Origin of the sequence: Streptacidiphilus sp. EB103A (assembly GCF_041261405.1) — a bacterium.
Classification (GTDB): domain Bacteria; phylum Actinomycetota; class Actinomycetes; order Streptomycetales; family Streptomycetaceae; genus Streptacidiphilus.
Genome location: NZ_JBGCAQ010000023.1, coordinates 105574 through 121128, shown reverse-complemented (window position 1 = coordinate 121128; position 15555 = coordinate 105574). Strand labels below are relative to the sequence as shown.

Below are 15555 nucleotides of genomic sequence, written 5' to 3'. Positions count from 1 at the left end.
AAAACTGCTACAGCCTGCCCATAACGGCCTTCTTCGCACCTGACGGACAGCAAAAGAGGGCATCCTCGGCGTATGACGACGCACGACGGTTGGGACGACGGGTCCAGCGCACGCCGGAACAACGGCGGTTTCGGACAGGGCGCCGGTGACATCAGTGGCTGGGAGACCCGCACCAGCCGGCCCGGCCAGGGTGGCCAGGCCGGCCAGGCCGGGGCGCCCTGGGCGCAGAGCCAGGGCCAGCAGCCGCTGCCGCCCGAGCTCAACCCGCGCGGCCCCGGCGCCGGCCGGCGGTCCGGGGGTCAGCAGGTCGGCCGGCCCGTACCGCAGCAGCAGCCGTCCTACGGGAGGCAGGGCTCGCCGGCCGGCCCGCCCGGCTCGGGTCTGCCGCCGGAGCTGGACCCGCGCGGCCCGGGCCGCGGCGGCAAGGGCGGCGGGACCGGTCCGGGCTCGGGCCGACGCAAGTGGTCCCGCAGCCGCAAGGTCAGGTTCACCCTGTTCACCGTGGTCCTGACGCTGCTGGTGGTGAGCGTCGGCACCTACTGCTGGGCGGACTCCAAGCTGACCCACAGCAATGTGCTGGTCGACTACGCCGGCCGCCCGGCCACCGGCAAGGGCACCAACTGGCTGGTCGTCGGCTCGGACAGCCGCCAGGGCCTGACCAAGGCGGAGCAGCAGGCGCTGCACACCGGGTACGACACCGGGGCCCGCACCGACTCGATGATGATCCTGCACGAGGGCTCCAACGGGAACACGCTGATGAGCATCCCGCGCGACTCCTATGTCACCATCCCGGCCTGGACCGACAGCAAGGGCGTCAAGCACAGCGCCGCCAAGCACAAGATCAACGCCGCATTCGCCGAGGGCGGCGGCGCGCTGCTGGTGCAGACGCTGGAGTACAACACCGGCCTCCACATCGACCACTACGCCGAGATCGGCTTCTCCGGCTTCGTCAACGTGGTGAACGACCTGGGCGGCATCGACATCTGCCTGACCAAGGCGATCGTCGACAAGGCCTCGGGCGCCAACCTCAAGGCCGGCTGCCAGACCCTGAACGGCGCCCAGGCGCTGGCCTTCGTCCGCGAGCGGCACCAGGAGGCCACCCAGGACCTGGCCCGGATGCAGCACCAGCAGCAGTTCCTGGCGGCGCTGTCGCACAAGGCGACCTCGGCCGGCACGCTGCTGAACCCGTTCACCCTGTACCCGACGCTGAACAGCGGGCTGTCGCTGCTGACCGTGGACAACAGCACCGGGCTCACCGACCTGTCCTCGATGTTCTTCGCGATGAAGGACGTCAAGAGCGGCAACGGCAAGACCATCACCGTGCCGATCGCCAACGCCAACTACCCGACCGCCTCCGACGGCGACGCGGTGAAGTGGAACATGACCGAGGCGCAGCAGGTCTTCAACGCCTTCAAGAACGACACCACGGTGCCGACCTTCTCCAGCTGACGCCGGCTGACACCGGGCGGTCGAGGGGCCGGAGTGAGGGGCGTACGGCGGACGGGCCAATTTCCGGCCCGCCGCCGTGCGCCCCTCACGCTTTCCGCGCGGCGGAGCCGATGATCGGATCATGACCAGCCCCGAGGACCCCCTGCCGCCCGAGCTGTCGCCGCGGGCACAGGCCGCCAGACTCGGCGGGGTGCCCAGGGAGCAGGCCGACCCCGCGACCGGCGGCGCCTACCGGGCCGGGCGGAGCGGACGGAAGGCCGAGCGCGGGCCCAGGCGGCGGCGCAGCCGGTGGAAGTCGCTGCTGCTCCTGCTCGGTGTGCTGGTGGTGCTTCTGCTGCTGGTCGTGGCCGGCACCTGGATCTGGGCCGACGGCAGGCTCACCAAGGTGGCCGCGATCACCGACTACAGCGGGCGCCCGGCGGACGGCCCCGGCACCAACTGGCTGATCGTCGGTTCGGACAGCCGGGCCGGGCTGACCAGGCAACAGCAGCAGGAGCTGCACGTGGGCTCCGACACCGGGGTCAACACCGACACCATCATGGTGCTGCACAAGGGCTCCAACGGCCCGGTGCTGATGAGCATCCCGCGCGACTCCTACGTCACGATCCCCGCCTGGACGAGCAGCAGCGGGACCGCGCACGCGTCGCACAAGGACAAGATCAACGCCGCCTTCGCGGCCGGCGGTCCGCAACTGCTGGTGAAGACCGTGGAGACGACCACCGGAATCCACCTGGACCACTACACCGAGGTCGGCTTCACCGGGGTGGTCGACATCGTGAACGCGCTGGGCGGGGTGCCGATCTGCCTGTCCGCGCCGGTCGTCGACGCCAAGTCCGGCGCCGACCTCAAGGCGGGCTGCCAGACCCTCAAGGGAACCCAGTCGCTGCAGCTGGTACGCACCCGCTACTCGCTGCCGGACTCGGACCTCAGCCGGATCCAGAACCAGCAGCAGTTCCTGCAGGCCATGGCCAAGCAGGTGGTCAGTCCTGGCACCTGGCTCAACCCGTTCACCCTGTACCCGTTCCTGGGCGCCGCCCTGGACTCGCTGACGGTGGACCGGGGGACCGGGATGTGGACGCTCAGCCAGTTCGGCCTGCAGATGCACCGGGTCAGCGGCTCGGGCGGGAAGACCGTGACGGTGCCGCTGTCCACGCAGAACTACACCACACCCGGCGGCGCCTCGGCGGTGCTGTGGTCGCCCAGCGGTTCGGCGACGCTGTTCGACGAGATCCAGAACGACAGACCGGTCACCGCCAAGTCCAACCCGTCGGGAACCACCGGTAGTTGACGATGCCTCACCCGACGTGCCGGGCCAGCGGGTTGGAGCCGATGGAGTTGGACACGGCGAAGCTCACCGAGCCCTGCCGGTAGCGGTCGTCGGACCACTCGATGGGCCGTCCGGCATGGGTGGTGGTCGTGCGGCGGATCCGCAGCAGCGGTCCGCCGCGGCGGATGCCCAGCAGTTCGGCGTCCTGGGTGCCCGCGGCGACGGCGTCGATGGTGTGCTCGCCGTAGGCGAAGATGATGCCGATGTCGTCGTAGAGGGCCTGGACCACGGACTCACAGTCCGCCGGGAGCCGCTCCACGGCCTCGGCCACCCAGATCGGGTAGGCGTTGCGCTCGACCAGGACCGCCTCGCCGTCCAGACCGCGCACCCGGAGCACCTGCAGCACATCGGAGCCCGGCGGGAGCTGTAGCCGCTCGGTGTCCTCGGCGGTGGCCGGGCGGCGGTACTGCTCGATCACCCGCCCGCTGGCGGTGCGGCCCATGGCCCTGGCCCACTGGGCGAAGCTGCGCAGCTCGGCGAAGCTCTGGCTGCGGCGGTTGCCGAGGACCACCCGGCGGGCGCCCTGCCGGGAGCCGATCCGGCCCTCGGAGGTGAGGGCGGCGACAGCCTGGCGGACCGTGCCCCGGGACACCTCGTAGCGGGCGGCGAGGTCACTTTCGGTGGGAAGGGTGCCGCCGACGGGGTACTCGCCGCGGTCGATGGCGCGGCGGAGCTCCTCGGCGATCTCCTCGTGGCGTGCTGCCACCGTGTGAACCTCCCTGTGAGTGCGGTTGGATTGTGCACAGTACTGTCGGCGACCGGACCCCGGCGCGACCCCGTGCAGCCGACTGCGTGATCGTACCGTTACCTGGGTGAGGCGTGAAACACCGGCCCAGAACGCAGGATAACGACAGCCAGAGGAGCGCAAGTGTCTACGCCGCGTTAACCGTGCTGTCATCATCCTCGGGCGTACTGTCACCAGCTTGTCCAAACAAGTCTCGCCTTTCAGACGCCTCGTCAGGAGACCTCGTGACCCCCTCCCGTACCCGGGCCGCCGCCCTCACCGGCGTCCTGGTGGCCGCAGCGCTCGCTGTCAGCGCCTGTGGTTCCTCGACGTCTAAGACCACTGCAGCCGGCTCCACGTCCGGCACCAAGAGCGCTGCCACCGCGACCTCCGCGGCCGACCTGGGCGGTATGGACGCCCTGGTCGCGGCCGCCAAGAAGGAGGGAACGCTGAACGCGATCACCCTCCCTCGTGACTGGGCCAACTACGGCGCGATCATGGACGGCTTCACCAAGAAGTACGGCATCAAGATCAACGACGAGAACCCCGAGGGTTCCAGCCAGGACGAGATCAACGCCGTCACCACCACCAAGAACCAAGGCCGCGCGCCCGACGTGCTGGACCTCGGCGGCGCCTTCGCCCTCAGCGGCGCCCAGCAGGGCCTGTTCGCCCCGTACAAGGTCGCCACCTTCTCCTCCATCCCCACCGGCCAGGCGGCCGCCGACGGCTCCTGGACCTTCGACTACGGCGGCTATGTCTCCATCGGCTGCAACCAGACCAAGGTCCCGAACTGCCCCAAGACCTTCGCCGACCTGCTCAAGCCCGAGTACAAGGGCATGGTCGCGCTGAACGGCGACCCGACCCAGGCCGGCGCGGCCTTCGCCGGCGTCTACGCGGCGGCCCTGGCCAACGGTGGCAGCCTCGACAACATCCAGCCCGGCCTGGACTTCTTCACCAAGCTGAAGAAGGCGGGCAACTTCAACCCGGTGCAGGCCAAGCAGAGCACCGTGGAGTCCGGCGAGACCCCGATCACCATCGACTGGGACTACCTCAACGCCGGCTACGCCGCCGAGTTCAAGGCCAAGAACATCAACTGGCAGGTCAACGTCCCGACCGACGGCCTGTACGCCAACTACTACAACCAGGCCATCAACAAGTGGGCGCCGCACCCGGCCGCCGCCCGGCTGTGGGAGGAGTACCTCTACAGCGCCGAGGGCCAGAACCTCTTCCTCAGCGGCTTCGCCCGCCCGGTCGAGATGGACGCCATGAAGACCGCGGGCACCCTGGACACGGCCGCCGCCGCCAAGCTGCCCGCCGTCACCGGCACCCCGACCTTCCCGACCCAGGCCCAGATCACCAAGGCCAAGGCCACCCTGGCCTCCGGCTGGGCGAAGGCCATCGCCGGGTGAGCACCGCCGACCCCGCTCCGATCGACGGGGACGCAGGCCTCCGCCGCCGCCCGGGCAGCTTGCTGCGCCGGGCGGCGGCGGGGCGCCTCGCCGTCGTCCCGCTGCTGCTCTTCGTCGCCGTGGCGTTCGGCATCCCCGCCGTCGCCATGGCCTACGGTGCGTTCACCACCAACACCTCCAGCACCCCCGGCACGCCCTCCGCCTTCACCTCCGGCAACCTCAGCGCCTCGCTCCAGGGCGGCTACCTGACCGCGCTGATCGGCAGCGTCAAGCTGTCCGCCACGTCGGCGCTGATCGCCACCGTCGGCGGGCTGCTGCTGGCCCAGGCCGTGGTCACCTCCCGGTTCCAGGCGCTGCGGCACGCCGTGCTCAGCGCCTCCGGGGTGCTGGCCAACTTCGGCGGGGTCCCGCTGGCCTTCGCCTTCATCGCCACCCTGGGCAACGCCGGGGTGCTGACCACGCGTCTGCACCTCCAGGACGCGGGCTGGAGCCTCTACACCTTCTGGGGCCTCAATCTGGTCTACCTCTACTTCCTGGTCCCGCTGATGGTGCTCAGCGTGCTGCCCTCGCTGGACGGGCTGCGCCGGCAGTGGCGCGAGGCGGCCCAGAACAACGGCGCGACGACGTGGCAGTACTGGCGCCATGTCGCACTGCCGGTACTCGCCCCCTCGCTGCTGGGCGGATTCGTGCTGCTCTTCGGCACCGCCTTCGCCGCGTACGCCACCGCGGCCGCGATGGTCGGCGCCTCGGTGCCGCTGATCACCCTGCAGATCGCCAACGCCCTCAACGGCAATGTGGCCGCCGACGCCGGCAATGTCGCCCTGGCCATGAGCCTGGACATGGTGGTCATCGCCGTGCTGGTGATGGCCGTGTACCTGCCCCTGCAACGCCGGAGCGCCCGATGGCTGGTATGACCGCAGCAACGCTGACCGAGGCGATGGACCCGCCGCCCGGCAAGCAGAAGTCCGCAGGCCGTCGTGGCCATCCGCGCTTGGGACGCGCCGCCGTGCTGGTGATCTTCGGTCTGTACTTCGCCGTCCCGATCCTGGCCTCCTTCCTGTTCACCGTCGACGACCCGGTGAAGGGCTTCAACCTCAGCGCCTACAGCCAGATCTTCAGCGTGGCCGGCCTCTGGCCGGCCCTGCAGCTCTCGCTGGAGCTCGCCGCGGCGACCATCGCCGTGGTGTACCTGCTGCTGATCCCCGCGGTCGTCGCGGTACGGCTCGGCGGGCCACGGCTGCGCACCTTCGTCGAGCTGACCTGCACCCTGCCGCTGGTCGTCCCCTCGATCGCGCTCACCGCCGGGATCACCAGCGTGCTCCGCTGGGGCAGCGACAACATGGTCCCCGGCCAGACCACCTTCATCCAGCAACTGCTGATCGACATCCAGAACCCCACCTTCCCGGTGATCCTGCTGCTCGCCTACGTCGTGATGGCGCTGCCGCTGGCGTACCGCACCCTGGACGCCGGGATGCGGGCGCTGGACGTGCGCACCCTGCTGGAGGCCGCGCAGAACAACGGGGCGGGGCGCACCCGCGCCATCGTCACCGTGATCCTGCCCAACCTCCGCGGCGCCCTGCTGAACACCGCGTTCCTCACCCTGGCGCTGGTGCTCGGGGAGTTCACGGTCTCCTCGATCCTGGGGTACGTCCCCTTCGCCGTCTGGATCGTCAACGGCAACGCCGCCGGCCAGGGGCCGGTGACCGTCGCCGTCTCGATCGTCAGCCTGGTGCTCACCTGGCTGCTGCTGCTCGTCCTGTCGGCCGGCGGCGGACGCCGCGGCGCCGCCACCCCCGCGAACCAGTGACCACATGTCCACGACCCGCTCCAGGGAGCCCCAGATGACCGAGACGGCCCCCACAGCCGACACCCCGTCCCTCACTGATCCCGTTCCAGCAGCCGCCACTGACAACAGCGCCGGAGCCACCGTCGAGTTCCGCGGCCTGCGCCGCAGCTTCGGAACGAACACGGCCCTGGACGGCCTGGACCTCACCGTCCGCCCCGGCGAACTGCTGGCCCTGCTGGGCCCGTCCGGCTGCGGCAAGACCACCGCGCTGCGGATGGTGGCCGGCTTCGAGAGCCCCGACTCGGGCGCGGTCCTGGTCGACGGCAGCGACATCACCGGCATCCCCGCGCACCGCCGCGACGCCGGCATGGTGTTCCAGTCGTACAGCCTGTTCCCGCACCTCAACGCCCGCGACAACGTCGCCTTCGGCCTCAAGATGAGGCGGGTCGGCAGCGCCGAGCGCCGCAAGCGCGCGGACGAGCTGCTGGAGTTGGTCGGCCTCCCCCAGTACGGCGACCGCTACCCGCACCAGCTCTCCGGCGGCCAGCAGCAGCGCATCGCGCTGGCCCGCGCCCTGGCCCTGCGCCCACGCGTGCTGCTGCTCGACGAGCCGCTGTCGGCGCTGGACGCCAAGGTCCGGCTGACTCTGCGCGAGGAGATCCGCCGGCTCCAGCAGGAACTCGGCATCACCACCCTCTTTGTGACGCACGATCAGGAGGAGGCGCTGTCGATGGCCGACCGGGTCGCGGTGATGCACGCCGGACGGCTGGAGCAGTGCGCCGCGCCCGCCGAGCTCTACGCCCGCCCCACCACCGCGTTCGTCGCCGAGTTCGTCGGCACCATGAACCGCATCCCCGGACGCGTCGGCGAGGACCCCGGCACGGTCGAGGTGCTGGGCCAGCGGCTGCCCGTGGACGGCGAGCGGACCGCCGCGCAGCAGGACGTCGAGGTGCTGGTGCGCCCGGAGAATGTGCTGCTCAGTGCCCAGGGCAGCAGCGGTGCGATCATCACTGGAAGCACCTTCCTGGGCGCGGTCACCCGGCTCGGCGTCCAACTCCCCGACGGCAGGAGCATCAAGGTCGACCTGTCCACCCACGACGCGGCCGAACTCCCGGCCGGCAGCGGCGTCACCGTCTCACTGCCCGAGCGCCCGGTCCTGGTGGACGCCCGACCCGCCGACTGACCGGGGCTCACCGACCCCTGCGGAGTCCCCCGGGACCCCGCAGCATCGGCCTGCCCACAACCATCCCTTCAGAGAGCAGCTCACGTGCCGCCGATCCAAGCCACCGACCAGCTCCAGGCCGTCCTCTTCGACATGGACGGCACCCTGGTCGACACCGAGAGACTCTGGCTGGAGGCGGTGCGGATCGAGGCCGAGCAACTCGGCCTGGACCTGGACGAACAGGACCAACCGCACATCCTCGGCCGGGCCGTCGCGGACACCGCCGAGCATCTGCACCGCCGGCTGCGCTCCGAGCACGCCGCCCGGCCGCTCCCGCTGGACCGGCTCGCCGACGCGCTGGACGAACGGTTCGCGCTGCTGGTCGCGGACCAGGTCGTCCCCATGCCGGGCGCCCTGGCGCTGCTGGACGCCCTGGTCGCCGCCGGGGTCACCACCGCCCTGGTCTCGGCCTCGCCCCGGCATGTCGTCGACGTGGTCCTGGACGCGCTGGGCCGGGACCGCTTTGCGGTGTCCTTCGCCGCGGGCGAGACCCCGCGGACCAAGCCCGCCCCCGACCCCTACCTCGCCGCCGCGGCCGCACTCGGCGTGGCGACCGCCCACTGCGTGGCCGTCGAAGACACCCCCACCGGCATCGCCTCGGCCGAGGCGGCCGGCTGCGCGGTGCTCGCCGTCCCCTCCGCCGCCCGGGTCGAGGAGGCGCCCGGACGGCTGGTGGTGGGTAGCCTGCTCGACGTGGATCTCGCCCTGCTGCGTGCCCTGGTCCGGGCTGGGGAAGACCGATCCAGCACCTGACCGTGAGGACTCCCCCACCCATGCCCTACCTGCTCCTCTCCCTCGCCATCTGCAGTGAGATCTGCGCGACGGTCTCGCTGAAGTACTCGGAGGGCTTCAGCCGCCTGCTCCCCAGCCTGGTCGTGGTCGTCGGCTACGGACTCTCGTTCGTGTTCCTGGCCCAGGCGTTGAAGCACATCCCGGTGAGCACCGCCTACGCGATCTGGTCGGGGGCCGGCACCGCCCTGGTCGCGGCCATCGGCTTCGCCTTCCTCGGCGAGGGCGTCAACGCGGCGAAGCTCGCCGGGATCGCCCTGATCATCGCCGGGGTGGTGGCACTGAACCTGGGCGGAGCATCGCACTGACGTTCCATCAGCATCCGTTCGGCATGGCAGTATCGACGCGTGACCGAGCAGACGGCCGAACTAGAGGGCGCCGACGGCAGCGACAGCACCACTGAAGCGGCGGACCTCACCGAGAAGCGCGTCACCAACGCCGAACTCTTCTTCGACCTGGTGTTCGCGCTGTGCGTCACCCAGGTCTCGGCGCTGCTGCACGCGGACCACGGCTGGGCCGGCATCGGCCGGGCCCTGATCGTCTTCGTCCCGGTCTACTGGGCCTGGGTCGGCACCAGCATCCAGGCCAGCACCCATGACATCGACAACCCGGTGGACCGACTCACCATCTTCGCCGTCGGCCTCTGCGGCCTGTTCATGGCGCTCTCGGTGACCCATGCCTACGATTCCCGCGGGCTGCTGTTCGGCTGCTCCTACCTCGCCGCGCGGCTGGTGCTGGCCGGCCGGGTCGCCGCCATCGGCGGTCAGCTGGTCAGTCCGTTCGGCATGGGGGCGCTGGTCACCGGGCCGATGCTGGTGATCGGCGGCGCGCTGCACGGGGACGCCAGGACCGCGCTGTGGGCGGTGGCGGCCGGCCTCGACCTGGCCACCCCCGTGCTGGCCCGGAGCCGACTGCTGCGGGTACCGGTGCACCCCGCCCATCTGCCGGAGCGCTTCACCCTGTTCGTGCTGCTCGCACTCGGCGAGACCATCATCTCCGTCGGCACCCCGCTCGCCGCCGCCACCAGCCTCTCCGCCGCCGAACTGGTCGCCGTGGCCGTCTCGTTCGTCCTCATCGGAGGGCTGTGGTGGGTCTACTTCGCCTATGCCGCCGACGCCATGCGCCATGCCGTGACCACCGCCGCGGTCCGGGTCGACATGGTCCGGCAGGTGCTGTCCTACGCCCACCTCAGCCTGATAGCCGCGATCATCGCGGTCGCCGTGGGCCTCACCGAGTCGGTGGCCCACCCCGGCCTGCGGCTCACCACCGGCGGCGGCTCGCTGCTGGTCGGCGGCTGCGCCCTCTACCTCGCCACCTTCGGCTACACCCGCTGGCGGATGTTCCGGCTGCTCTCCACGACCCGTCTGATCGTCGCTGCGGTGGCCCTGCTGCTGCTCCCCGCCGTACCGCGGCTGCCCGCGCTGGCCACGCTCTGCCTGCTCGCCGCGCTGGTCGTCGGTCTCAACATCTGGGAGCAGATCCGGATCAACCGGCGCGGGATGAACTGAGGCCCGAGCAACCGACGGTGCACCGTCCGCATGATGAAATTCTTGCATCGGTCCATTGATCGACTGTAGACATCCATCCAGGATGAGGGGCCACCTCGCACGCGTCCGCCCAGGAAGGCATCCAGCGCCAGTGAAAGCCCCGATACTCACCCTGGACGGCGCCTCGCTCACGGCCGCCGAGATCGCGGCCCTCGCCCGGCGCACCGCGCGGGCCCGGATCGACCCCGCCTCCCGCGAGCGCATGCTGCAGGCCCGCAGGACGGCCGAGGACGTGGTCACCCGCCGCCGCGTCTACGGCCACACCACCGGCGTCGGCGCCAACCGCACCACCGACCTCAGCGAGGCCGCCGCCGGCGACCACGGCATGCGCCTGCTGCGCAGCCACAGCGGCGCCATCGGCCCGCTGGTCCCGGTCGAGCAGACCCGGGCCATGCTCGCGGTCAGGCTGAACCAGCTGCTCCGGGCCGGATCGGCGATCAGCGCCACCGTCGCGGACCGGATCGCCCAGGCCCTCGACAGCGGACACGTCCCGGAGGTGCACGCCTACGGCTCGATCGGCACCGGTGACCTGACCGCCCTGGCCGAACTCGGCCTGGCACTGGCCGGGGAGCACCCCTGGCGCAAGGGCGAGGGCAGCGGCCCCGCCCCGGAACCGCTGGCCCTGGACCGCTGGGACGCACTGCCACTGATGTCCAGCAGTGCCCTGACGATTGGTCAGGCGGCCCTGGCCCACCACGATCTGGCGATCCTTCTGGACGCCGTCCCGCTGATCGCGGCGCTCTCCCTCACCGTGGTCCGCGGCTCCACCGAGCCCTATGCCTCGGTGGTGCACGCGCTGCGTCCGCACGCCGGGGCGACCCGGCTCGCCGCCCGGATGCGGGAGCTGCTCGATCCGCTCCCCTGGGAACCACCGCTGGTGCAGGACCCGTACGGCTTCCGCTGCCTGCCGCAGGTGCACGGCGCGACCCTGGACGCCGCCGACGCGCTGGAGTCCGTCCTCGCCATCGAGATCAACGCCGCCGCCGAGAACCCGCTGCTCTCACTGGAGCCGGCGGACTACCACCACCACGGCGGCTTCCACCAGGCCTCGCTGGCGCTGGCGACGGACCAGCTCCGACTGGCCGCGCTGGGCACGGCGCAACTGTCCACGGCCCGGATCGGGGTGCTGGTCTCCCCCGTCTTCACCGGCCTGCCGGCCTTCCTGGCCCAGGACGAGGACGGCAGCAGCGGGGTCATGGTCACCGAGTACGCCGCCCAGTCCGCGCTGGCCGAACTGCGCACCCTGGCCCAGCCGGTGACCCTCGGCCACGCCGTACTGTCCCGCGGCGTCGAGGAGCACGCGAGCTTCGCGGCCGGCGGCGCCCGGCACCTGCTGGACGGCGTCGCCCTGCTCCGCCTGGTGTTCGCCTGCGAACTCGTCACGGCCGTACGGGCGCTGCGGATGAACGGGGTGATCCTGGACCCGGCAACGGAGTTGGGCCGCTTCCAGCGCGACGCAGGCGCCGTCCTCGACCCGGGCACCGCCGACCGCGACCTCACCCCGGACGTCGAGGCGGCGGCGCAGCTACTGGCCCGACCCTCGCTGTGAGGCCTACAGGAATGCGGAGTTGACGCGGAGGACCCCGAAGGAGCGATGATGGAGGGAGATCATCACTGAGCGTATGCCATCCATTACAGAGGAGAGCGGGGAGGTGCTATGGGGACAACTGGGACGGTTCTGCTGGTGCTCGGCGCCTGGCTCGTCGGTTCCCTGCTCCTGGGGCTGCTGGTGGGCCGGATGCTCCGCTACGGCCACCTCCGCCCCCAGCCCCGCCCGGAGCCCCGCCCGGACGACGAGGAGCGGCCCGCCGCCGTCCACGGCCCGGAACACCCGCCGACACCCCCACCGCCGCGCTCGGTCCCCATGGACTGAACATTTGACTGAAGGGTGGTGAATTCCCGAGCGTCCAGGGGATGATGGTTGCATGACCGCCACGCGTCGTGCCGTCGAGCAGCTAGCGACCTGGCCCGACCTCACCACCGCACCGGCCAGCTGCGGCACCGGATCAGCGATCTTCGCGGACGGGCGCGAGATCGTACATCTGCACACCGAGCGCGATGCCGACGTGCTGCTCACCCGCCCGGTGATCGCGCGCATCCACGACGAGCTGGAACGCTCCACGGCGTTCCGGCTGCATCCGGACTCCGCCTGGGCCACCGTGCACCTGGACTGCGACGCCGACGGGGACCTGCTGGTCTCCCTGGTCAGCCTCTGCCTCAAGGCCGACTGCGGCCCGTCCGAACCCTGCAACATGGGCCGCATCGATATCATCCACGCCGCCTGACAGCTACGCCGCCGCCTCAACAGGGGCGCGGGGAACTGCGCTGCCAACCATGCACCTCCGTAGAGGGTTGGTCGCGCAGTTCCCCGCGCCCCTAAAAACCCGCCGCCTCTATTGCCGTCACGGCAGGTTCCGCGCCATGACGATGCGCCACCTCGACCGGTTCGCATGCCACAGTCGGGGCCGTTCCGGGCCCAGACAGCACCCCCGTCGGGGCGGTCCGGAGGCCGGCGGCGAGCGCCGGCCGGCCTCCGTCCGAGTCAGTACTCGGCGATGTCACGCCTCGAAGGTCAGTGGCCCGTGCACCGCACGCCGTTGAGGGCGTACCAGGTGGGCTGGGCCGCGGTGCCCGATTCCGAGGCGTTGAACCCGAACGGCAGAGTGGCTCCGGCCGCGATGGTCTTGTCGTAGCTCACGGGCTGGGCGGTGACGGTGGCGCCGCGCTGGCTGTGCGTGACGTTCCAGCCGGCGGTGACGTGCTCACGGGCCGGGAGCCCGAACGTGATCTTCCAGTCCGTGATCGCCGGCCGGCGCGGTGCCCGACCAGAATCTTCGCGGTTCGCGGCAACCTTTTCCGGGGGTGGTGGCAACTGGGTGGTGTCCGGACAGGCGGTCTGGTCAAAGGCCATGGCTGAAAGAGAGCATCGACATGTCCCCTCGCCCATCCTCGTCGCCGGAAGCGTCGTCCGGCGGCCGTGCCCGGCATGGTCGTGCGTCGTTCCGCTTTGCCGTTCCGGGGCGGCGGCAGACGCATCATGGCCGTCGGTTGTACCAGCGTCGGAGCTTCTGGGCGGCCGTCAGTCTGGCGGTCGTGGGCGGTTCCGTGGTCACGATCAACACGGCCTCGGCGGAAATCGTGGACACGAACGGCTGGTACGTGCTGGTCAACCACAACACCGGCGAGGTCTTGGACGACCTCGGCTACGCCACGAACGATGGTGCCTCGGTGGTGCAGTGGAGCCGCAACGGCGACACCAATCAGCAGTGGAAGTTCATCGACTCGGGTGACGGGAACTACCGCCTGCAGAACCGGAACTCCGGCAAGGTGCTGGACGACTACAACTGGTCGAAGACCGAAGGCTCCGAGCTGGTGCAGTGGCGCGACCTGAACGGCGCCAACCAGCAGTTCCACCTGGAGAAGTCGCCGGACGGCAACGTACGTCTGATCAACCGCTTCAGCGGCAAGGCCGTCGAGGTCCCGCTCGGCTCCAAGGCCGACGGGGGCCACATAGCCCAGTACCACGACTGGAACGGCACGAACCAGCAGTGGCAGCTCGTCCCGGCCGACAGCGTCAGCGGCACTGGGAACCCGGGGAAATCCGGCAGCAGCGCCCCGCCCGCCACGCCCGCCACGCCCGCCACGCCCGCCACGCCCGCCACGCCCGCCACGCCGAGCGGTACCCGCCCGACGTCGGCGCCGCCGACCCCCGCGGGCGGCGGCAGCTCGGCGAAGCGTTTCATGGGCAGCAGCACGGTACTCATCGGCGGCTCGATGTCCGACGCCTCGGCGGCCGCCGCGCCGTTCGACGTGCGGTACGCCTATGTGCACAGCCAGCCCGCGCCCTCGTCGGACTACTACTCGGCAGCGCGCTGCCACGACGGTTGGTCGGGCTGGTGGGGCTGCTGGAACGGCAGCACCACGGCGCCCGGCACCTACGTGACCTGGCGCGACAGCGTGGCGGCCCAGGCGACGTACAAGGGCAGCCCGCGTCCGCAGAAGATGCTCTGGACGTGGTACTCGCTGCGCGACCTCGGGGATGCGGCGGGCCAGGGCGACGGTCCGGGCGAGGTTCAAGCAATCAACAGGGCCGACCTGCTCACCCGGTACCTGAACGACTACCGCTTCTTCCTCCAGAAGATCGGCACCTCGCACGACATGATCGACATCGAGCCCGACTTCTGGGGCTACGTCCGGTCGCTCGGCGACCCGCGCCAGGTCGCCGCGCAGGTCACGGCCGCGAACCCGACGGACTGCGGATCGCAGGAGAACAGCGCCGCCGGACTCGCCCAGTGCCTGATCGCGATGGCGCACAAGTACGCCCCGAACACCGCCGCGGGATTGCACCTGTCCTGCTTCGACTGGCAGCAGAACACCCCGCAGTGCGTCAAGGACTACGCCCACCTCGGCGCACAGACCGCCGACTTCCTGGCCACCGACGTGTCGGACCGCGACGCGGGCTGGTACGCGCAGCCCGCCCACGGCGCCCTCGACAAGTTCTGGAACGACCAGAAGGCCGCCGCCCAACTGGCCTTCTACAAGACGATGGCCGAGTCCGTGGGCAAGCCGGTGGTCCTGTGGCAGATCCCCGTGGGCAACATGGCGCAGAACAACACGCTCAACCACTACAAGGACGACAAGGTGGACTGGTTCTTCGCGCACATGGACCAGGTGGCGGACGCACACATCGCCGGTCTGCTGTTCGGTCCAGGGCAGCAGGAACAGACCTCGGTCGAGACCGACGGCGGAAACCTGATCAACAAGACGATCGCCTATCACAACTCGGGCGGCACACCCCTCAAGTAGGCGGGATGTGCGGACCCGGCCCCGCCCGCTTCGACGGGGTCGGGTCCGTTCTCCTCGGCCCCGGCGGCAACTGACGGGTAACCGGGGCCGACGGGGTATTCCACTGGCGCTGCTGAGTGTCGGGGTGCTGACGTGCCTGATTCTGGCGTTCCTGCCCGGCGGGGGCCCGACCGCCACGGCCCTGACCCAGGCGAAGGCGTCCGTCGTAGCCATCGACGGCAGCATGAGCGGCGACATTGTCGTCCAGCTCGCCGGTGGAACCTACCGCCTGACCTCCCCGCTCAGCCTCGGCAGCACCGACTCCGGCGCCAACGGACACACCGTCCGCCGGCAGGCCGCGTCCGACCAGACGCCGGTGATCTCCGGCGGCCAGCAGGTGACCGGCTGGACGCTGCACGACGCGACGAACAACATCTACGAGGGCAGGTGCCCTTCCGGCTTCGGAAGGGCGCCTGTTCTGGCGATGCAATCAGGCTGCTGACCTGCTCTTTTACCC

At 70.7% G+C, this 15555-nt stretch carries 16 protein-coding genes; 14 read left to right on the top strand and 2 right to left on the bottom strand.

Annotated features, from left to right (window positions below; translation table 11 throughout):
- The first annotated feature begins 72 nt into the window (after window positions 1-72).
- A complete protein-coding gene (locus ABH941_RS32925) occupies window positions 73-1449 on the top strand; it encodes an LCP family protein (RefSeq protein ID WP_370133249.1) in 1377 nt (458 codons plus the stop codon).
- Window positions 1450-1570: 121 nt separating this feature from the next.
- Entirely contained in the window at window positions 1571-2737 is a 1167-nt protein-coding gene (locus ABH941_RS32920) for an LCP family protein (protein WP_370133248.1), read from the top strand.
- A gap of 7 nt (window positions 2738-2744) precedes the next feature.
- Here the strand turns inward: ABH941_RS32920 and ABH941_RS32915 are convergent, their stop codons facing one another.
- Window positions 2745-3482 carry a GntR family transcriptional regulator gene (locus ABH941_RS32915; RefSeq protein WP_370133247.1) on the bottom strand — a complete coding sequence of 246 codons (738 nt, stop codon included), beginning with the start codon at window positions 3480-3482 and terminating at the stop codon, window positions 2745-2747.
- Between the two features lie 263 nt (window positions 3483-3745).
- On the opposite strand from ABH941_RS32915, the gene ABH941_RS32910 reads away from it, so the two are divergent.
- The 10 genes from ABH941_RS32910 (at window position 3746) to ABH941_RS32865 (ending at window position 12538) form a co-directional block, all read left to right on the top strand.
- A complete protein-coding gene (locus ABH941_RS32910; RefSeq protein WP_370133246.1) occupies window positions 3746-4909 on the top strand; it encodes an ABC transporter substrate-binding protein in 1164 nt (387 codons plus the stop codon).
- Window positions 4910-4929: 20 nt separating this feature from the next.
- Window positions 4930-5823 carry an ABC transporter permease gene (locus ABH941_RS32905; protein ID WP_370133281.1) on the top strand — a complete coding sequence of 298 codons (894 nt, stop codon included), beginning with the start codon at window positions 4930-4932 and terminating at the stop codon, window positions 5821-5823.
- Between the two features lie 23 nt (window positions 5824-5846).
- Window positions 5847-6716: an ABC transporter permease gene (locus tag ABH941_RS32900; RefSeq protein ID WP_370133280.1), complete on the top strand. Its 870-nt coding sequence runs from the start codon at window positions 5847-5849 to the stop codon at window positions 6714-6716.
- Window positions 6717-6750: 34 nt separating this feature from the next.
- Complete coding sequence (locus tag ABH941_RS32895; protein WP_370133245.1) at window positions 6751-7878, top strand: ABC transporter ATP-binding protein; 1128 nt, start codon at window positions 6751-6753, stop codon at window positions 7876-7878.
- An 84-nt stretch (window positions 7879-7962) separates the two neighbouring features.
- Window positions 7963-8670 carry an HAD family hydrolase gene (locus ABH941_RS32890; RefSeq protein WP_370133244.1) on the top strand — a complete coding sequence of 236 codons (708 nt, stop codon included), beginning with the start codon at window positions 7963-7965 and terminating at the stop codon, window positions 8668-8670.
- Between the two features lie 20 nt (window positions 8671-8690).
- Window positions 8691-9014: a multidrug efflux SMR transporter gene (locus tag ABH941_RS32885; RefSeq protein ID WP_370133243.1), complete on the top strand. Its 324-nt coding sequence runs from the start codon at window positions 8691-8693 to the stop codon at window positions 9012-9014.
- Between the two features lie 39 nt (window positions 9015-9053).
- Window positions 9054-10214, top strand: a complete 1161-nt coding sequence (locus ABH941_RS32880) for a low temperature requirement protein A (protein WP_370133242.1) — start codon at window positions 9054-9056, stop codon at window positions 10212-10214.
- A gap of 130 nt (window positions 10215-10344) precedes the next feature.
- On the top strand, window positions 10345-11802 hold the full coding sequence (locus ABH941_RS32875) for an aromatic amino acid ammonia-lyase (RefSeq protein WP_370133241.1): 1458 nt from the start codon (window positions 10345-10347) through the stop codon (window positions 11800-11802).
- A 108-nt stretch (window positions 11803-11910) separates the two neighbouring features.
- On the top strand, window positions 11911-12126 hold the full coding sequence (locus ABH941_RS32870; protein ID WP_370133240.1) for a hypothetical protein: 216 nt from the start codon (window positions 11911-11913) through the stop codon (window positions 12124-12126).
- Window positions 12127-12178: 52 nt separating this feature from the next.
- The gene (locus tag ABH941_RS32865) at window positions 12179-12538 is read left to right on the top strand and encodes a luciferase family protein (protein WP_370133239.1); all 360 of its coding nucleotides are present in this window, start codon (window positions 12179-12181) and stop codon (window positions 12536-12538) included.
- Window positions 12539-12825: 287 nt separating this feature from the next.
- On the opposite strand, the gene ABH941_RS32860 is transcribed toward ABH941_RS32865, so the two are convergent.
- Entirely contained in the window at window positions 12826-13164 is a 339-nt protein-coding gene (locus ABH941_RS32860) for a cellulose binding domain-containing protein (protein ID WP_370133238.1), read from the bottom strand.
- 182 nt (window positions 13165-13346) lie between these two features.
- Between ABH941_RS32860 and ABH941_RS32855 the strand changes: the two genes are divergently transcribed.
- Window positions 13347-15059, top strand: coding sequence for an RICIN domain-containing protein (locus ABH941_RS32855; protein WP_370133237.1), 1713 nt, complete (start codon window positions 13347-13349; stop codon window positions 15057-15059).
- Window positions 15060-15183: 124 nt separating this feature from the next.
- Entirely contained in the window at window positions 15184-15540 is a 357-nt protein-coding gene (locus tag ABH941_RS32850; RefSeq protein WP_370133236.1) for a hypothetical protein, read from the top strand.
- The last annotated feature ends 15 nt before the right edge of the window (window positions 15541-15555 follow it).